Raw genomic sequence first — 20,998 nt, forward strand, 5'->3', positions numbered from 1 at the left:
TAATGTAATTATTCTATTAAAAATAATTTAAACTCAAATAATATATTAATTTTTAAATTAATATTTATATAATAGATTTTTTTCCAAGATTTTTTAGTAATTTTAAAATCCAATTTAAACGCAAAGAATCATCTTCAAAATTATGAAAAAAATTTAACTCTGTAGGGCTTATCATTTTCCAAAGATTTGGCTCTTTTTGAAATATTGCAAGCAAGTATTCCATATTGATTTTATTATTTTCATTAAATTTTATAATTCCTATACTTTTATTAGATTTAATATGTGAAATTCCGATTTTTTTTGTCAATAATTTAATTTTAGCAATTAATATTAAATTTTCAGAAAATTTTGGTAATTTACCAAATTGATTCAAGATTTCAAAATATATGTTTTCTATTTCTTTTTCATTATTAGCATTTTCAATTTTTTCATAAAAAAATAAACGTTGATGAATATCATTAATATAATTTTTTGGTAGTAATGAAGTAACATGTAGTTCAACATCTGATTTTTTAAATAAATTGTCTAAAAATACTTTTTTTTCTCCGTTTTTAAAAAGTTTAACAGTTTTATTCAATAATTTCATATATAAATTAATTCCTATACTATTGATATGACCACTTTGTTCTTTTCCAAGTAATTCACCTATTCCTCTAATTTCTAAATCTCTGTTAGATAAATTAAATCCTCCACCAAAGTTATTTGTTAAAAAAATTGCTTCTAATCTTTTTTTAGCATCTATTGTAATTTTTTTTAAATTATTAACAAGAAAAAAAGCATATCCTTGATTTTTAGAACGTCCAATTCTACCTCTAAGTTGATGTAATTGAGATAATCCAAAATGATCTGCATTTTCGATAATAATAGTATTAGCTTTAGGTATATCAATTCCACTTTCTATAATGGTTGTACAAACTAATATATCAAAATTATTTTGATAAAATTCATTCATTATCTTTTTTAATTCAATATTACTCATTTTACCATGCCCTACTTTAATTTTAGTATTAGGAAGTAAGTTTGATAATTTTATAGCTATCTCATTAATTCCTTTAACTTTATTGTATATATAATATACTTGTCCTCCTCGAGATATTTCTCTAGAAATTGCTTTTTTAATTAAAGTAGGATTATATTCTTCTATAAAAGTTTGTATTTCTTTTCTTTCTGCTGGAGGATTAGCAATAATTGATAAATCTCTAATATCATTCATTACCATATTTAAGGTACGAGGAATAGGTGTTGCTGTTAAAGTCAATATATCAATTTGAGAATATACTTTTTTAATTATTTCTTTATGAATAACACCAAATCGATGTTCTTCATCAATAATTAATAAACCAATATCATGCCATTTAATAAATTCAAATAAAATCTTATGAGTACTAATTAATATATTAATATTACCAGATTCAATATTTTTTAAAATTTTTTCTTTTTCTTTTTTGTTTCTAAATCTAGATAATATATCTATATTTATAGAAAAATTACGAAATCGTTTTGAAAAGCTCTTAAAATGTTGTTCTGCTAATAATGTTGTTGGTACTAAGACAATAACTTGTTTTTTGTTTGATATACAAATAAAGGCAGCTCTCATCGCAACTTCTGTTTTTCCAAAACCTACATCACCGCAAATTAATCGATCCATAGGAATAGACTTACACATATCATTTAATACAGATGTGATTGCTTTTTCTTGATCTAAAGTAACTTTAAATGCAAAATCTTTGCAAAATAGATTATATTGTTTTTCGTTTTTTTTAAATGCAAATCCTGTATTAGATAGTCTATTTGCATAAATATTCAATAAAATTGCTGCATGATCACACAAATTTTTACTAATTTTAGTTTTTTCTTTATCCCATTTATCACTTCCTAATTTATGTAAAACAATATTTTTGTCTAATTTTCCAACATATGGTGAAATAAGATGCAAATATGTAATAGGAACATATAATTTGTTTTCTTCTGCATATAAAATAATTAAATATTCAGATTCACAACTAGAAGTTTTTATCGTAGTCAATCCTTGATATTTTCCAATACCATGTTGAATATGTATAATAAGATCATTAATTTTTAACTGATGTAAAAATTGATTTTTAGTTGATGAAATAATATTTTTTTCATTTGTGAATGCAAAAATTTCTTTTGTAGAAATAAATAACAATTTTTTTTTAGAATCTATAAAACTATTATATAAATTTCCTATAATGTAAAAAAAATTAGCTTTTTTATTAATATCACAAATATTTTTTATATGTTTAGGGAAAATATTTTTTAAATTTAAAAATTTTAAAAATGTTATCAAACATTCGTTTTTTGTTATAAAAAACACGGTTTTTCCCGAAAAATTATATAAAAAAGAAAAAATTTCATTATAATTTTTTTGATTTTTATTTTTTTCGAAAAAATTCGGTAATTTTTGGTGTTTATAATTAATAAAGTTTTTATTTTTTAATACCGTTTTCATAATAGAATATTTTTAAATAAAATGAAAAATTTTTAATTTTAATTAATATTTTACTCCATAATATATCTTCAAAATATGAAATATATTTTAAAAACAATTATATAATTTAATGATTTTTTTAAAGTTATTTTATTATTATGTAATAAATGATTTAATAATTTTAACTAAGAATTTTAAAAAATAAACACAAATATTAAATTTAATTAAATTAAAATATTTTCATGTTAATTAAATTCTTTAAAAAATTTTTTAATAAAATTTAAATAATATTATTATTTATTAAAAAATAAAATGATTTACTAAAAATAATTTTGAATAAATAATTATAATTAATACATTCATTATAAAAACATCTTAACTATAAAAAGATATTCTTAATGTACAAGCCTATATATATATTTATTGGTTTACGTTATTTATGGAATTCATATTTAACAAATTTTAAAAAGATTATTACTGTTTTATCTATTATAGGTGTTAGTTTTGGCATATCATCTATTATTATAACAATATCTTTATTTAATGGATTTCAGAACGAATTTAAAAAAAATATTTTATCATTTATCCCACATTTAATTATTACTAACCAAAATTATTATATTAATGAATTAGATTTTCCTAAAAGTATTTTAATGTCAAAAAATATCCAGAAAATTTCTAGTTTTATTAGTAGTAAAGTACTCATTGAAAATAAAAAAAATATTAGTATTAGTGAAATTATTTCTTTTAAAGAAAAAAATTATTATCCTTATAATATTAAAAATATTTTATATACACTTAATTCAAAAGAAAATAACATAATTATAGGCAAAAAATTAGCAGAAAAATTAAACATACATATTAATGATTTGATTAAATTAATATCATTTCCAAGGAATAAAAAAAATTTTTTAATAAATAAAATGAATGAAAAAACATTTAAAGTAACTGGTTTTTTTGATACGAAAAACAAAGTTGATAATTATCAAATATTAATGAATAGTAAAATCGCTTTAAATTTTTTAAATTACCATAAAAATTACATTACTGGTTGGAGGATTTGGTTAAAAGATCCATTTGATTATTACATAAATTTATCAAAAAAAACGAAACAACATTTAGTTTTTTTAAATTGGCAATTAAAAGAAGGAGAATTATTTAAAGCTATACAAATTGAAAAATATATTATGTTACTTTTTTTAATCCTAATTTTATTAATTGTCACTTTTAATATTGCTATTACTTTGACAGTGAATATGGTAGAAAAACAAAATATTATTGCGATTTTACAAACACAAGGATTATGCCGAAAAAAAATGATGTTAATATTTATTACATTAGGATTAAGTAATGTTATAATTGGAAACGTATTAGGTACATTAATAAGTTTCATATTAATATATGAAGAAAGATTTTTAAATAAATTAATCAATATTTTTTTTGACAATATTGATATTACGATAGAAATTTACCCTTTTCAAGTTTTTGTGGTAAATATTATATTTATATTAATTTCAATGTTATCTACATTATATCCAATTTGGAATATTACTAAATCGACACCTTCTAAAATTTTATCTAATGAATAGTATAATTTTACAGTGTATTAATCTAACTAAATCTTATCAAGATAACGGAAAAAAAATTCAAATATTAAAAAAAACATCATTTTATCTAAATAAAAATGATATAGCAGTTGTTATTGGTAAATCAGGTTCTGGAAAAAGTACTTTTTTACATTTAATTAGTGGATTAGAAAAACCTACTTCTGGATATGTTTTATTTGATGGTATACCATTAAGTTCTATGTCATCTAATCAAATAGCCAAATTAAGAAATATAAATTTAGGTTTTATTTATCAATTTCATCATTTACTTTTAGATTTTAATGTACTTGAAAACGTTGCAATGCCAGTATTAATAAATAATAAAAGTATTAAAGAAGCTAAAGAAAAATCATATGAAATATTAAAAAAAGTTCGATTAGAAAAAAAAATTTATAAATATCCAACTGATTTATCTGGTGGAGAAAGACAAAGAGTTGCTATTGCTCGTGCTTTTGTCAATAATCCAAAATTAATAATAGCAGATGAACCTACTGGAAATTTAGATTCTTATAATGCAAAAATAATTTTTGATTTAATATTTGAATTAAATAATAATTTAAATACTTCTTTTTTAATTGTAACACATGATCTTTATCTTGCAGAAAAAGCACATGTTTTATTTGAAATTAAAAATAGTCAACTAAACATAAAAAAAAATATTAAATGAATTTTTTACCTTTTTTCATTGCAAAACGATTATACTTACAAAGTAATAAAAATCATACAATTCTATTCATTTCTATTTTATCTAAAATAGGAATTGCTATCAGTGTTTTTATATTAGTTATTAGTATTAGTGCTTTAAATGGTTTTCAAATATTAGTTAATAAAAATATTTTGTCATCTTTACCACATGGTATTATAAAGTCAGTAGATAAACCATTTTTGCATTGGAAAAAAATTATAAAAAAAATTAATTGCGTATCTGGAATTAATTATTCTGAACCATATATTTTAATGAATAGTGTTTTATTTAAAGACGATCAAATTGAATTTTTCAATATTAAAAGTTTTAAAAATATTAAATATATAAAAAAATATTTTTCTTTTCAAAAAAAAAAATATAATTTTTTACAAAATAATCATTTTAAAAACAATCAAATCATTCTTTCCTCTGATTTATCTAAAAGACTACTATTAAAAAAAGGAGATTGGATTAATATAATTATATTAGATGATAATTTTTCTTTTAAATTAAATAAAATAAAATTATTTTCTTTTCAAATTACATCTATATTTAATTCTAATGGAATTTCAAATTCTAATATGGGACTTGTTCCATTTTCTTTCTTTCAAGATAATCTGAATATAAAAAATAATATTAATACTATTGAATTATATATGTCAAATCCATTTCAAGCTAATAAAATTATTTTAGATGTAGCTAAAAATATTCAAGATCCTATTTTTTTATACACTTGGATAAATAATTATAAAGATATATATAATGATATTAAAAAAATTAAAACAATAATATATATTACATTATTTTTTCTAATAGTAATGTCTTGTTTTAGTGTTATATCTATATCTTTAGTATCTATATCAAAAAAAATAAAAGATATTTCTATTTTACGTAGTATAGGTGCTAATAATATTCTAATTCAATTAATTTTTTTATATTATGGATTCCGTTTTATTTTAATAGGAAATTTAATAGGTTTAATCAGCGGAATAATAACAGTTTTAAGTTCTAAAAAAATTATGTTTTTTTTAGAAAAACACTTCAGTAAAAATTTATTATTAAATAATATTTATTATCATAATTTTTTATTATTGAAGTTAAGTTTATTGGATATAATTATCATTTTTTTTGGCACCATAGTAATAGCAATTATTACAAATTGGTATCCTGCATATTTTGCTTCGAAAATAGATCCTAGTAAGATACTAAAAAAATTTTAATTTTTTAATTCAAATTTCTATATAAATAAACTTAATAATAATTTATAACATACTAATAAAATAATGGTAAAACTATGACTATTAAAGTAGCTATAAATGGTTTTGGTCGTATTGGACGTATTTTATTTCGGTTAGCTCAAAAACGTGAAAATATTGAAATATTAGCAATAAATGACTTAATGAGTCCTGAATATATATCTTATATGTTAAAATATGATTCTACACATGGAATTTTTAAAAAAAATATTGAAGTAAAAAATAACAATATTATTGTTAATGGAAAAAAAATTAGAATTACTGCTATAAAAGATCCTAAAAAATTAATGTGGAACAATTTATCAATTGATGTAGTAATTGAATCGACAGGTCTTTTTTTAACGAGAGAAACTGCTTATCAACATATTTTAGCAGGAGCAAAAAAAGTTGTAATCACTGGTCCTTCTAAAGATGATATTCCTATGTTTGTTAAAGGTGCTAATTTTGATCAATATAAAGGCGAAAATATTGTATCTAATGCGTCTTGTACAACTAATTGTCTAGCTCCTTTATCAAAAGTAATAGATGATAATTTTACTATTATTGAAGGTTTAATGACTACTGTTCATTCTAGTACAGCTACTCAAAAAGTTGTTGACGGTCCTTCAAATAAAGACTGGAGAGGAGGTAGAGGAGCATTACAAAATATTATTCCTTCTTCGACGGGTGCTGCTATTGCTGTTGGAAAAGTTTTGCCAAATTTAAATGGAAAACTGACAGGTATAGCATTTCGTGTTCCTACATCTAATGTATCTGTAGTAGATTTAACAGTCCGTTATAAAAAATCAGCTACATATGATGAGATATGCTCTGTAATCAAGAATGCTGCAAAACAAGAAATGAAAGGAATTTTAGGATATACAGAAGATGAAGTAGTATCATCAGATTTTAACGGAGAAGAACTAACATCAATATTTGATATTAAGGCAGGTTTATCATTAAATAAAAATTTTGCTAAATTAATTTCTTGGTATGATAATGAAACTGGTTATTCTAGCAAAGTTTTAGATTTAGTTACATTAATTTCCACTTAAATAGAATAAATTTAGCTTTGTAATTTTTAAATAGCAGTATTAAGAAAACCCTTAATACTGCCTTTTAAAAAACTATAAAATATTTAATAAATATTTTCTATTGCCTACATAATCTAATAAAAGAAGGTTTAAAAAAAGTATTGCTACGCCATGGATTAATATCAATACCTCCTCTTCTAGTATATCTTGCATATACAGTTAGTTTTTTAGGATTACATATATTTTGAATATCATTAAAAATTCGTTCAATACATTCCTCATGAAATTCATTATGATTTCGAAAAGATATTAAATATTTTAATAATGCAATATGACTAATTTTTTTCCCGGTATATATAATATTTATAGATGCCCAATCAGGTTGATGAGTTATAGGACAATTTGACTTAAATAAATTACTATATAAAGATTCAGTTACTAATTTATTTTTTTTAGAAAAAATTTTAAGTAAATACTTATTATAAGTATATGATTTGATTGATATATTTTTTTTATCTATACAAATACCAGGAAATTTTGATATACCTAAGTTTTTAATTTCATTTAAATTAAATAATTTTATGAAAACCTTTCCTTTTACACATCGACTTATATCAGATATTAATTGGTTTATTAAATCGATAGTTGTTTTAAATTTAACTTGATTAAAACTATTTATATATATTTTAAAACTTTTAGATTCAATAATATTTATACTTGTAATATCAACTTCTATATTTGCAATAGCAATACTTGGTAGTCCATTTATATTTAACCAAGATAACTCATATAAGGTCCAGATGTCTTTTCCTATAAAAGGAAGATTTATGTGATCTATTTTAATATTTTTACGATGTTTTTCTCTGGGTACAGCTTGTAGTAAATTAAATTGATTTTTTTTAACAATCATATGTTTTTTATTTAAATAACTCAATTAATTAAAATAATTTGATATATATATAAAAGTATATTTTTTAAATAATTAAAAAATATTTTAATGAAATTCAAAAATAATATTTTCTATCCATTTGTTAATTCTATATTCAGTTTGATTTGCTTGACGATCTTCATCTAAAGTCAATCCTATAAAATGATCTTTATTTAATAAAGCTTTAGAATGATCAAAATTATAACCCTTGGTTGACCATGAACCAATTACCTTTGCTTTATTTTTTTTAATAATGTTATATACAACACTTAATGCATCACAAAAATATTCACTATAATCCTCTTGATCTCCGCATCCAAAAAGTGCAACAATTTTATTTGAAAAATTTATTTTTTTTAAAATAGGTAAAAAATCATCCCAATCACACTGTACTTCACCATAATACCAAGTAGGAATGCCAAATATTAAATTGCTAAAATTTTCTATATCTTCTTTAGAAGAATTGCTAATATCATATAAAATAGAATTATTTTTACCTATTTTTTTATGAATAATTTTTGCTATTTTTTCTGTATTTCCAGTATCACTTCCAAAAAAAATACCTATTTTTTGCATATCTTTACCTGCTTATTAAAATAAATTTTTAAAAAATAAATTTTACTTTAAAAATTCAATTAATAAAAATATTTTTAAAATTAAACATATTTAATTTATGAAAATTTTTTGTAACGTATTTTTTGTTTTCAATTATAATTAATTTAATATTTAAGATATTTATTTATTTTGAGTCTATTTGAAAAAATAAAATTTTTAATAAAAATTAAATATTATCTTCAAATAAATACAAAAACTTTAAAATTATCGATATGAATAAAAACTTAATATGGTTTCGTAATGATCTTCGTATATATGATAATACAGCATTATATAATGCATGCTTGTCTGATATAGATGAAGTAATAGGATTGTTTATTTTTACTCCAAAACAATGGCAAAAACATTTTGTTTCTATCAAAAAAATATCTTTTATTTATCAAAATGTAATGCTTTTAAAAAAAGAGTTGCTAAAATTAAATATTTTTTTACATCATTACGAATGTAATGATTTTTCAAGTTCAGCAGAGTATCTATTATATTTTTGCCAAAAAAATAAAATTAACAATTTATTTTATAATTATCAATATGAAATAAATGAAAAAAATAGAGATAATTTAATAATACAAAAATTATCTATACACGGCATTTCTACAAAAGGTTTTCACGACAATGTTTTAATTGAACCTAATAAGATAAAAAACAAAAGTGATAAATCTTATAAAAAATTTTATTTTTTTAAAAAAAAAATAATAGATCATTTATTAAAAAAAATACCAATATGTTTTCCTATACCTAAAAAAAGAATTTTTCAAAAATATAATATATTTCCAATATATCATATTCAAAATTATAATATAAATTTTAATAAAAATCTGTTTCCAATCGGAGAAAAACAAGCTATTAATAAATTAAAATATTTTTGTAGTTATAAAATTGAAGATTATTTTTTAAAAAGAAATTTCCCATATTTAAATAATACAAGTATGCTTTCTCCATATTTATCTTTAGGAATAATATCTGCTAGAACGTGTTTAAAGATAATTTTAAAAAAATATAAAACAAAAGATTTATTCGTAATACTTAACTCAGCTTGGATAAACGAAATAATATGGCGTGAATTTTATTATCATTTATTAATTAATTTTCCTTTACTTGGTAAATCTCAATCATTATACACATGGGAAAAAAAAATTAATTGGGAAAATAATATAAATTACTTCAATGCCTGGAAAACTGGTACAACTGGTTTTCCTATAATAGACGCTGCTATGAGGCAATTAAATAAAATAGGATGGATGCACAATAGATTAAGAATGATTACATCTAGTTTTTTAGTAAAAAATTTATTAATTGATTGGAGACAAGGAGAGAAATATTTTATGCATAATTTAATTGATGGAGATTATGCATTAAATAATGGAGGATGGCAATGGTCTGCTTCTATTGGGACTGATTCAAGTCCTTATTTTCGTATATTTAATCCATTACGTCAATCTAAAATTTTTGATAAATTAGGTTGTTTTATTAAAAAATATCTTCCTGAATTAAAATTAATACCAAATAATTATATTCACAATCCATATGAATGGATAACGAAAAACAATTATACAATAGATTATCCAAAACCAATCATAAATTATAAAAATAGTAAAGAAAAATGTTTGTTAGTATATCAACTAGCTCAATCCTTTATAAATGAAAAAAAAGATTAAATTATATGGAAAACTTTATTTTAGAAAAAATTATTAATGAAAAATTATTTAATAAATATAAGGAAGATATAGTTCCAAATGGATTACAAATAGAAGGAGATAAAATTATTAATAGAATAATTACAGGTGTTAGTGCATGTCAGGATCTACTAAATGCAGCTTTAAATTATAAAGCTAATGCTATTATTGTACACCATGGATATTTTTGGAATAAAGATTCTAAATACATTCATAATGTACAAAGAAATCGATTAAAAACCATACTTTCGAATAATATTAATCTATATAGTTGGCATTTACCATTAGATATTCATTCAGAACTAGGTAACAATGTACAAATTGCGAAAAAATTAAATATTTTTATTAAAGGTGAAATTTTACCTTATGTTTTATGGGGTTCTTTAGACACTAAAATAAGTGGTTTTGAATTTTCTAATAAAATAGAGAGAATTTTTAAAAAAAAACCTATACATTTTTACGAAAATGCTCCAGATTATATTAGTCGTATAGCTTGGTGCACTGGTAAAGGACAAAACTTTATTAAAAAAGCACACAGATTTGGAATAGATGCTTTTTTAACAGGTGAGGTTTCTGAAGAAACAATATATATTGCTAAAGAATTAGGTGTTCATTTTTTTGCATTAGGACATTATTGTAGTGAAAAATATGGAATTAAAGCTTTAGGAAAATGGTTACATAAAACACATAATTTAGATGTTATATTTATTGACATTTATAATCCTATATAATAATTAAAAATATTATTTTAAATTTAACAGATAACTAGTTTAAAATTTAGATAAAATTATGAATAAAAAAATACTACAAGAATTATTCAATTCCTCATGGTTATCTTCTAATAATCAAAAATATATTGAATATATATATAAAAAATTTTTAAAGAATCCATCTTCTATTCATGTTATATGGCAAAATGAATTTAAAAATTTATCTATTAATAACAAAAATATTACGGAAAATATCAACATATTAGATCAAAAATTACATATACAAGAAGATAATAATCAATTGTATAAAAAAATTAATAAAATGATTAGTTTATTTAGAAAAAAAGGTTATAAAAAATCTTTAATTGATCCTCTTCAATTGAAAAAACAAAAAAAATATCCATATTTAGATCTTTTATTTTATCAATTTACTAAAGATGAATTAGAAGAAATAGTAGAAATTAATTTTCAAAAAAATCTAAATTACAAAATTAAAGTAATAGATTTATTTAATAAATTGAGTAATAAATATTGTAATACCATTGGTTTTGAATATATGTATATCGATAATATAGATCAAAAAAAATGGATTACAGAATATATAGAATTATATTTTCAAGAGAATTTAATATCAAAACAAAAAAAAACAAAGTTATTAAAAGAAATTATTTATGCTGAAACTCTAGAAAAATATTTAGGTAAAAAATTTCCAGGTACAAAACGATTTTCTTTAGAAGGAGGTGAAACACTCATTACAATATTACATGAAATTATACGTTACTCAAAAAAAAATAATATTTCTGATATTATTATAGGTATGGCACATAGAGGTCGATTAAATGTATTAGTAAATGTATTAAATAAAAGTCCCAAAATATTATTTGATGAATTTTCTGGTATTAATATATCTAGAGAAAGAAGTAGTGATGTTAAATATCATATGGGGGGTATTTCGAGTATTAAATATCAAGATAAAATAATTAATTTAAAATTAGAATATAATCCATCACATCTAGAAATAATTAACCCAGTAATTCTTGGTGTATCAAGAGCTTCTATAGATAAAGGAAAACTTTTAAAAAATCAAATTTTATCTATTAATATTCATGGAGATGCTTCAATTATTGGACAAGGTGTAGTACAAGAAACATTAAATATGTCTGAAACTGAAGGATATACGATAGGAGGTACAATTCATATTGTAGTTAATAACCAAATTGGTTTTACTACTTCAAATCCTAAACATCTTAGATCTAGCAGATACTGTACTGATATTGCAAAATTAATTCAATCACCTATTTTACATGTAAACTCTGATGATGTGGAGTCTGCTATTTTTTCGATTCAATTAGCTTTAGATTTCAAGAAAAAATTTAATAAAGATATTTTTATAGATTTAGTTTGTTATAGAAGACACGGGCATAATGAAGTAGATGATCCTTTTGTAACTCAACCTATCATGTATAAAAAAATCAAAAATCATCCTACTGTCAGTAAAATATATTCTGATTTTTTAATTAATCAAAAATTAATTAAATTAAACGATATTAATAAAATAATAGAAAAGTATTCGAATAAATTAGAAACAGGACAATCGGTTTTTTGTTCAAAAGAATATATAAATTTTCAATGTGATAATTTAAATGTTATTACAATTAAAAAAGAATTAACAAAATCAAAAAAATTAAATTTAAAAGAGATTCAAAAGTTATTAAATTGTATTAATACTATTCCTAAATCTATAGAAGTACATCCACGAGTTAAAAAAATTTATAATGATAGAGTTGAAATGTCGAATGGAAAAAAATTATTTGACTGGGGTGCTGCTGAATCTTTAGCATATGCTACAATACTTAATGAAGGTATTTCATGTCGTCTTTCCGGTGAAGATATTAGTAGAGGAACTTTTTTTCATCGTCATGCTTGTATTCATGATCAAAATAATGGTTCTATTTATATACCCTTACAAAATATAAAAAAAAACCAAGGAAAATTCGAAATTTGGGATTCTGTTTTATCAGAAGAAGCTGTTTTAGCTTTTGAATATGGATATTCATTATACCCTTCAAATACTTTAACTATTTGGGAAGCACAATTTGGAGATTTTATCAATGGAGCTCAAGTAGTCATTGATCAATTTATTACATCTAGTGAACAAAAATGGAATAAAAAATCTAATTTAGTTCTTTTTTTACCACATGGTTATGAAGGACAAGGACCAGAACATTCTTCTGCTAGAATTGAACGATTTCTTCAACTTTGTTCTCAAGATAATATACAAATTTGTATACCTACTACATCTGCACAAATATTTCATTTATTAAGAAGACAAATCTTTAAAAATATTTATAAACCATTGATTATTTTTACTCCAAAATCTATTTTACGACATCCTATGGCTACTTCTTCTTTAGAAGATCTAATAAATAGTTCTTTTAAAACAGTAATAGATGAAATTAATAAAAATTTAAAACAAATAAAACGTGTTATTTTTTGTTCTGGAAAAATATATTACGAACTTTTAGAATATAGAAAAAAAAATAATATAATAAATATTATTATAATTCGAATTGAACAATTATATCCATTTCCATTAAAAGAAATGTCAAATATATTAAAAAAATATTTTTATGTTCAAGATTTTATTTGGTGTCAAGAAGAACCATACAATCAAGGTGCATGGATGTATATAAAAGATAATTTATATAATATTTTATCATCTTCTTCTAGATTGAATTACATTGGTCGTAGCTCTTCTGCATCTCCTGCAGTAGGTCATATTATTTTACATAGGAAAGAACAAGAAAAATTAATATATAATGCATTAAATTTAATAATTGATTAGCTAATAGGAATAAAAAATGAATACAATTAATATTCTTGTTCCAGATCTACCAGACTCTGTAAATGATGCCGTAATAGTTAAATGGCATAAAAAAGTAGGAGAAACAATATATTGCGATGAAAATATAGTTGATATTGAAACAGATAAAATAATGTTAGAAGTATCAGCTCCATGCAATGGAATATTAAATCGTATTTTAGAAGAAAAGGGTGCTATTGTTAAATCAACTCAAATCATAGGAAATATAACTAAATTAAACAATGAAACAAAAAAAAAAATAGATTCAATAACAAATGCGAAAATAAATTGTATTGAAAAAAATAGTAAAGATAAAGAAAAAAAAAATATTAATTCTATTTTTAATAATTTTTTGTTTAGTAACTTAACACCCTCTGCTAGACGTTTTATAAAACTTAATAATTCTAATGAAAAGTCTATTACATCTAATCAGGTAAATTATTCTGTCAGAAAACAAGATATTTGTAAAAATATTTCAAATGATCTTCATTTAAATCATATTTTGAAAAATGAAAATAATACATATAGAGTCAAAATGACTCGAATACGTCAAAAAATAGCTGAAAGATTATTACAAACAAAAAATAATACAGCCATGTTAACTACTTTCAATGAAGTTAATATGCAATCAATTATTTCTTTAAGAAAAAAATACAATGAATCTTTTGAAAAAAAATATGGTGTTCGTATTGGTTTTATGTCTTTCTTTGTAAAAGCAGTAGTAGAAGCATTAAAAATTTTTCCAGAAATAAATGCTACTCTTGATCAGACAGATATTGTATTTTATAAAAATTTTGATATTAGTATTGCTGTTTCTACATCAAGGGGATTAATAACTCCAGTATTAAAAAATGCTGACAAACTATCAATGGCAGAAATAGAAAAACAAATAAAAGAATTTGTTATTAAAAGTGCAAATAATACAATAAAGTTAGAGGAATTAATTGGAGGTAACTTTACTATAACTAATGGTGGTGTTTTTGGTTCTTTAATATCTACTCCTATTATTAATCCGCCTCAAACCGCTATATTAGGAATGCATGCCATTAAAGAACGTCCTATGGCAATAGATGGAAAAATTAAAATTTTGCCTATGATGTATTTAGCACTATCTTATGATCATCGTTTAATTGATGGCAAAGAATCAGTTATGTTTTTAAATAAAATCAAAAATATATTGGAAGATTTTAATCGTATTATAATTAATATTTGACAATATAAAATATTTAAATAATTTAATTTTTTATACATTTTAAAAGTACAGTGTTTAAAAAAATAAACTGTACTTTTATTAAAATATGTTTAACTACTTCATTATCTTTATTTTAAATAAATAATATTTAATATTTCAATATTAATAAAAATATATTTTATTCGAAAGAAAGAATGACATATTAATAAAAATTGATTAAAATATTTTTTTTAAAATATATACAATATATATATTCTAAAATTAAATATAGAGGATAAAATCATGAATAAAGTAGTATTAATTAGACATGGTGAAAGCGAATGGAACCAATTAAATAAATTTACTGGATGGCATGACGTAGAGTTAAGTAAACATGGAAAATATGAAGCTAAAAAAACAGGTTTGTTTTTGAAAAAAAAAGGATTTTTTTTTGATTGTTCACATACTTCCATGTTAAAAAGAGCAATATATACTTTACAATATATTTTAAAAGAATTAAACCAACCTTGGTTATCAGTTCAAAAATCTTGGCGTTTAAATGAAAGACACTACGGTACTTTAGAAGGATTTAACAAAGATGAAATAATTCAAAAATATGGACATGAACAAGTTCTTTTATGGAGACGTAGTTTTAATGTTAGCCCTCCTCAAATTGATACACAAGATAAACGTTTTCCAGGCTATGATATGCGTTATTCTAATGTTAATATCAATGATCTTCCTAAAGGTGAAAGTTTAGAAGTAACTATAAAAAGAGTTATTCCTTATTGGGATCAATTCATTTATCCACAACTTAAAGAAAGAAAAAAAATACTAATTGTAGCGCATGGTAATTCATTAAGAGCTTTGATTAAATATTTAAATAAAATTGATGATAAAAATATTATAAAACTAGAAATTCCAACCGCAGTTCCAATTGTTTTAGAATTTAATGAAAAATATATTCCCACTAAGTGGTATTATTTAAAATAAATTATTTAAAAACATATTTTTCGATTTAATATCAAAATATATAATATTTTTACTTCTTATTTTAATAAGAGAAGATTTTTTTTGAAAAAATATATTATTAGAATAAATTAAATTTTTTCAATTATCAGTTTCAATATGAAATAAAAACATTAAAATATATTTTAATGAATATACTTGTATATATTAAATATTTAGAAAATAAATTTTTGTAGTAGTTAAACACGAGATTATCATGATTAAAAGAATTGGAGTATTAACCAGTGGTGGAGATGCTCCTGGAATGAATGCAGCAATTAGGGGAGTGGTCAGAACAGCATTAAGTAAAAAATTAGAAGTATTTGGTATTTATGATGGATATTTAGGATTATATCAAAATCGTATGGTAAAGTTGGATCGATATAGTGTCTCAGATATGATTAATAGAGGCGGCACTTTTCTTGGTTCTGCTAGATTTTCTAACTTTTGTAAACATGAAATACGAACTATAGCTATTAATAACCTTAAAAAAAGAAAAATAGATAGACTTGTTGTTATTGGAGGTGATGGATCTTATATAGGTGCTGAAAAATTAACAAAAATGGGTATGCCGTGTGTTAGTATTCCAGGAACTATAGATAATGATGTAGCAGGTACTGATTATACAATCGGTTATTTTACAGCATTAGAAACAGTAGTTGAAGCTATTGATAGATTAAGAGATACCTCTTCTTCACACCAAAGGATTTCCATTGTAGAAGTTATGGGGAGATATTGTGGAGATTTAACATTAGCAGCTGCAATTGCAGGTGGTTGCGAGTTTATTGTTCTTCCTGAAATCAAATATACAAAGGAAGAATTAGTTTCTGAAATAAAAACGGGAATTGAAAGAGGCAAAAAACATGCTATAGTCGCAATAACAGAATATATATGTGATGTAGAAGAATTGGCAAAATACATTGAAAATAAAACTCATCGTGAAACAAGAGCTACTATATTAGGTCATATACAAAGGGGAGGGGTTCCAGTCGCATATGATCGTATTTTAGCTTCTAGGATGGGTGCTTACGCTGTAGAATTGTTAATTAAAGGTTATGAAGGTAAATGTGTTGGTGTACAAAATGAAAAAATGGTATTTAATGATATAAAAAATGCACTAAAAAACATGAAACGTACTTTTAAAAAAGATTGGTTGAATACAGCTAAAAAGCTTTACTAACATAAAATTAGTGCCGGTTTTTTCCGGCGCTCTAAATATTTAGTTTTATTATTAAATTAAAAAATAAAATTAATTTTATGATAAAATTATATAGGTGTTGACATAATGAATGTCTTTAATAAAAAAAATATATTGCAACAATGTATTGTTGAATTTTTAGGGACTGGATTAATAATATTTTTTGGTTTTGGCAGTTTAGCTACGTCAAAATTAACAGATTTTTATTTTAACAAATATGAAATAAGTATTATTTGGGGCTGTTCGGTATCTTTTGCAATTTATTTAAGTGATTCAATATCTGGAGCTCATTTAAATCCTGCTATTACTATTTTTCTCTCTTTTTTTGATAAATTTAATAAAAAAAAAGTATTACCATATATTATATCTCAAATATCTGGTACTTTTTTTTTTACAACATTGATATATTACATATATTATAATAAATTAATATCATTTGAACATAAGTACAATATTATACGAGGAACTAAAGAAAGTCTTCAATTAGCTTCAATTTTTTGTGTTTATCCAGAAAAAAATTATATTTTTATATATGATTTTATTATAGAAATAATTATTTCAATAATTTTTATTATTATACTTATGTTAATTAATGACAAAAAAAAAATGTTTGTTATGCAAAAAAAAATTAATCCATGTTTAATAGGAGTATTAGTTGCAATTATTAATTTTTTATCTGTAAAATCTTTACATAATATTACTTTAAATCCTGCACATGATTTAGTACCTAGGATATTTTTAAGTATAATGGGATGGGGTGAGATAGCTTTTACTGGAGTATATAATCATCATTTTCCATATTTTTTAATATCTACAATTACACCAATATTAGGTATAAATTTAGGTGGTTGGATATATAAAAAATTTATAAATAATTAATTATTTACATAAAATATCATTTGATATTTTTAGAATTTTTAAAAATTCTTCATACATTAAAGATGCACTACCTATTAATAATCCATCAATATCAGGTTGTTCAAGAAAATTTTTAGCATTTTTAGAATTAACAGAACCGCCATATTGAACAATTATTTTTTCTATATCACTAGAATTATATTTATTAATATAATCTTTTATGAATTTATGTATTGATTGTACATATATAGGATCTGCAGATATACCTGTTCCAATAGACCAAATTGGTTCATATGCAATTATTGAATTTATAAACGCTTTCTCACCAAAATCTTGAAATATAACGTTTAATTGATTTGTTAAAATTTCTTTAGTTTTATTTTTCTTTTTTTGTGTTTCAGTTTCTCCTATACACAAAATAGGGATTAAATTTAAACTTTTAACTAAACCAAATTTCTTACTAATTAATTCATTATTTTCATTATGTAAAAAACGTCTCTCAGAATGCCCAACAATAACATATTTAGCACCAATATCTTTTAACATCAATATAGATGTTTCTCCTGTAAATGCACCTTGTGTGTTTATATCTACATTTTGTGCACCAAGAAAAATATTCATATCTTTAATGTAATTGTAAACTCTTTCAAGATATATTGTAGAAGGTGCAATTACAACTGTATTATTTTGCAAATAAAGTGATATTTTTAATCTTAAATGATTTAAAAAATTAGAAATTGTTTGAATGTTTCCATTTAATTTCCAATTTGCCACAATAAAATTTTTTTTCATTTGAGCTCTCTGAAATACTATTGAAATTAAAATTTCTAAAATATAGAAACTAAGTGTTTTATAAAAAAAATTAACTTAGTTTCTAAAATAAGATATTAAAATATTTTATTTATATATATTTGCTCGATTTCTTAATTGTTTCCCTGGTTTGAAATAAGGTACACGTTTCTCTTTGAGCTTAACTTTTTCTCCAGTTTTAGGATTGCGACCTATACGAGAAGCTCGATAATGCAATGAAAAACTTCCAAATCCTCTAATTTCTATTCGCCTTCCATTAGCTAATGCAAATGACATATGTTCTAACATTTCTTTTATAGCACGCTCTATTACTTTGCTTTCAATATGGTTTTTTTTTTAGCAATTTTTTTGAATAACTCTGACTTTGTCATATACCCTCTATTTTAAAAATGTATTTATTTTACATAATTTTAATTATAAAAATAAAAAATATATTTTTACTTTTGAGTAATTATTCAGTATTTTGAGCAGCTTTAAAAGCTTCTACCATTACATTTGAAAATGTTTCATCATCTTGTTTATTATTTAATTTATTTTTTATATCTTTTTTATTATCGTTATTATCTGTAATATGAAGATTTAAAATAATACTTCTATTTTTTCGATCAAAATTAGATATTTTTACTGAAATATTATCATTAATTTTAAATATTTTTGTAAATTCTTCATATTGAATAGATGATTCAGAAAATTTTATATTTCCATCAATACTTTCTGATAAATTTACAATAACTTGTTTATTATCTAAAGATTTAATTATTCCATTAATTATTGTTCCCTTTTTATATTTTGCAACATATGTGTTAAAAGGATCTTCTTCCAGCTGCTTAATACCCAGTGAAATACGTTCCCGTTCTGCATCTACTTGTAATACGACTGCTGAAATTTCATCACCTTTTTTATAGTTTTTAACGGCTTCTTCACCAGAAACTGTCCAAGAAATATCTGATAGATGTACTAATCCATCAATACCTCCTGTTAAACCGATAAAAATACCAAAATCTGTAATAGATTTAATTTTACCTACAACATGTATACCTTTTTTATGAGTTTCAGAAAACTCTTGCCATGGATTAATTTTACATTGTTTTAATCCGAGAGAAATACGACGACGCTCTTCATCAATATCTAAAACTATCACATCTACTACATTATTTACAGCTACTACTTTAGATGGATGAATATTTTTATTAGTCCAATCCATTTCTGATACATGGACTAATCCCTCTACACCTTCTTCAATTTCAACAAAACAACCATAATCTGTAAGATTAGTCACACGTCCAGTTAATTTAACTCCTTCAGGATAACGTTTGGAAATAGCTATCCAAGGATCTTCTCCTAGTTGTTTTAATCCAAGTGATACACGTGTTTTTTCTTTATCAAATTTTAAAATTTTAACGTAAATTTCATCACCAACATTCACTATTTCACTAGGATGTTTTACTCTCTTCCATGCCATATCTGTAATATGTAATAATCCATCTACACCACCTAGATCTACAAAAGCTCCATAATCTGTAAGATTTTTTACGATTCCTTTGATTTTAATACCTTCTTGTAAATTTTCAAGTAGTTGATTTCTTTCAGCACTATTTTCTGATTCAATTACAGCTCTACGTGAAACAACTACGTTATTTCTTTTTTGATCTAATTTGATAACTTTAAACTCTAATTCTTTACCTTCAAGATGAATAGTTTCTCGAATAGGTCTAATATCCACTAAGGAACCAGGTAAAAACGCACGTATATCATTTAATTCAACAGTAAATCCACCTTTTACTTTTCCATTAATAATACCAGTTACTGTTTTTGATGTTTCATGTGCTTGTTCTAAAACCAACCATGCTTCATGCCTTTTTGCTTTTTCACGAGATAACAGTGTCTCTCCGAATCCATCTTCAATAGCATCTAACGCAACATCGACATAATCACCAACTTTTACATCAATTAAACCCTGCGTATTTTTAAATTGTTCCAATGGAATTGCAGACTCAGATTTAAGACCAGCATCAACTAAAATTATATCTTTTTCGATAGAAACAATAATTCCCCGAATGATAGAACCGGGACGTGTTTTAATTTCTTTTAGTGATTCTTCAAATAATTGAGCAAAAGATTCATTCATATTAATAATATCAAAAAATTCTT

General features: G+C 22.5%; 16 protein-coding genes and 1 pseudogene. 11 read left to right on the plus strand and 6 right to left on the minus strand.

Annotation, left to right across the window (positions count from 1 at the left end; all coding sequences use genetic code 11):
• Positions 1-64 precede the first annotated feature (64 nt).
• The gene (gene mfd, locus D9V64_RS01485) at positions 65-2,473 is read right to left on the minus strand and encodes a transcription-repair coupling factor (protein WP_158366622.1); all 2,409 of its coding nucleotides are present in this window, start codon (positions 2,471-2,473) and stop codon (positions 65-67) included.
• Positions 2,474-2,850: 377 nt separating this feature from the next.
• On the opposite strand from mfd, the gene D9V64_RS01490 reads away from it, so the two are divergent.
• The 4 genes from D9V64_RS01490 to gap all read left to right on the plus strand — a co-directional run bounded on the left by D9V64_RS01490 (position 2,851) and on the right by gap (position 7,034).
• On the plus strand, positions 2,851-4,041 hold the full coding sequence (locus tag D9V64_RS01490) for an FtsX-like permease family protein (protein WP_158366624.1): 1,191 nt from the start codon (positions 2,851-2,853) through the stop codon (positions 4,039-4,041).
• Positions 4,034-4,726 (plus strand): lipoprotein-releasing ABC transporter ATP-binding protein LolD, encoded by a 693-nt coding sequence (gene lolD / locus D9V64_RS01495; protein ID WP_158366626.1) that lies wholly within the window; start codon positions 4,034-4,036, stop codon positions 4,724-4,726. Before D9V64_RS01490 ends, lolD begins: the two co-directional genes overlap by 8 nt.
• On the plus strand, positions 4,723-5,964 hold the full coding sequence (locus D9V64_RS01500) for an FtsX-like permease family protein (RefSeq protein ID WP_158366628.1): 1,242 nt from the start codon (positions 4,723-4,725) through the stop codon (positions 5,962-5,964). The genes lolD and D9V64_RS01500 overlap by 4 nt, the downstream gene beginning before the upstream one ends.
• A 74-nt stretch (positions 5,965-6,038) precedes the next feature.
• Positions 6,039-7,034: a type I glyceraldehyde-3-phosphate dehydrogenase gene (gap, locus tag D9V64_RS01505; RefSeq protein ID WP_158366630.1), complete on the plus strand. Its 996-nt coding sequence runs from the start codon at positions 6,039-6,041 to the stop codon at positions 7,032-7,034.
• A 97-nt stretch (positions 7,035-7,131) separates the two neighbouring features.
• On the opposite strand, the gene queF is transcribed toward gap, so the two are convergent.
• Both queF and fldA read right to left on the minus strand, forming a co-directional pair.
• On the minus strand, positions 7,132-7,947 hold the full coding sequence (gene queF / locus D9V64_RS01510) for an NADPH-dependent 7-cyano-7-deazaguanine reductase QueF (RefSeq protein ID WP_261979771.1): 816 nt from the start codon (positions 7,945-7,947) through the stop codon (positions 7,132-7,134).
• Positions 7,948-8,007: 60 nt separating this feature from the next.
• The gene (gene fldA, locus D9V64_RS01515) at positions 8,008-8,517 is read right to left on the minus strand and encodes a flavodoxin FldA (RefSeq protein ID WP_158366634.1); all 510 of its coding nucleotides are present in this window, start codon (positions 8,515-8,517) and stop codon (positions 8,008-8,010) included.
• A 251-nt stretch (positions 8,518-8,768) separates the two neighbouring features.
• Here fldA and phrB point away from each other — a divergent pair, with 251 nt between their 5' ends.
• From phrB to D9V64_RS01550, 7 genes are all read left to right on the plus strand, one after another.
• Positions 8,769-10,211 carry a deoxyribodipyrimidine photo-lyase gene (gene phrB / locus D9V64_RS01520; RefSeq protein WP_158366636.1) on the plus strand — a complete coding sequence of 481 codons (1,443 nt, stop codon included), beginning with the start codon at positions 8,769-8,771 and terminating at the stop codon, positions 10,209-10,211.
• A 5-nt stretch (positions 10,212-10,216) separates the two neighbouring features.
• Positions 10,217-10,960, plus strand: coding sequence for a Nif3-like dinuclear metal center hexameric protein (locus D9V64_RS01525; protein WP_158366638.1), 744 nt, complete (start codon positions 10,217-10,219; stop codon positions 10,958-10,960).
• Positions 10,961-11,018: 58 nt separating this feature from the next.
• The gene (locus D9V64_RS01530; protein ID WP_158366640.1) at positions 11,019-13,784 is read left to right on the plus strand and encodes a 2-oxoglutarate dehydrogenase E1 component; all 2,766 of its coding nucleotides are present in this window, start codon (positions 11,019-11,021) and stop codon (positions 13,782-13,784) included.
• A 16-nt stretch (positions 13,785-13,800) separates the two neighbouring features.
• Positions 13,801-15,015, plus strand: coding sequence for a dihydrolipoyllysine-residue succinyltransferase (gene sucB, locus D9V64_RS01535; protein WP_158366642.1), 1,215 nt, complete (start codon positions 13,801-13,803; stop codon positions 15,013-15,015).
• A 261-nt stretch (positions 15,016-15,276) separates the two neighbouring features.
• Positions 15,277-15,966 carry a 2,3-diphosphoglycerate-dependent phosphoglycerate mutase gene (gpmA, locus tag D9V64_RS01540; RefSeq protein ID WP_158366644.1) on the plus strand — a complete coding sequence of 230 codons (690 nt, stop codon included), beginning with the start codon at positions 15,277-15,279 and terminating at the stop codon, positions 15,964-15,966.
• A 232-nt stretch (positions 15,967-16,198) separates the two neighbouring features.
• Entirely contained in the window at positions 16,199-17,161 is a 963-nt protein-coding gene (pfkA, locus tag D9V64_RS01545) for a 6-phosphofructokinase (RefSeq protein WP_158366646.1), read from the plus strand.
• A gap of 105 nt (positions 17,162-17,266) precedes the next feature.
• Positions 17,267-18,058: an MIP/aquaporin family protein gene (locus D9V64_RS01550; protein ID WP_158366649.1), complete on the plus strand. Its 792-nt coding sequence runs from the start codon at positions 17,267-17,269 to the stop codon at positions 18,056-18,058.
• Here D9V64_RS01550 and tpiA read toward each other — a convergent pair whose 3' ends face one another.
• From tpiA to rpsA, 3 genes and pseudogenes are all read right to left on the minus strand, one after another.
• Entirely contained in the window at positions 18,059-18,829 is a 771-nt protein-coding gene (gene tpiA / locus D9V64_RS01555) for a triose-phosphate isomerase (RefSeq protein ID WP_158366651.1), read from the minus strand.
• 105 nt (positions 18,830-18,934) lie between these two features.
• A pseudogene (ihfB, locus tag D9V64_RS01560) lies at positions 18,935-19,218 on the minus strand (integration host factor subunit beta).
• Positions 19,219-19,298: 80 nt separating this feature from the next.
• The gene (gene rpsA, locus D9V64_RS01565) at positions 19,299-20,975 is read right to left on the minus strand and encodes a 30S ribosomal protein S1 (protein WP_158366653.1); all 1,677 of its coding nucleotides are present in this window, start codon (positions 20,973-20,975) and stop codon (positions 19,299-19,301) included.
• Positions 20,976-20,998: the final 23 nt, after the last annotated feature.

Origin of the sequence: Buchnera aphidicola (Aphis nerii) (assembly GCF_005083105.1) — a bacterium.
Lineage (GTDB): Bacteria > Pseudomonadota > Gammaproteobacteria > Enterobacterales > Enterobacteriaceae > Buchnera > Buchnera aphidicola_AS.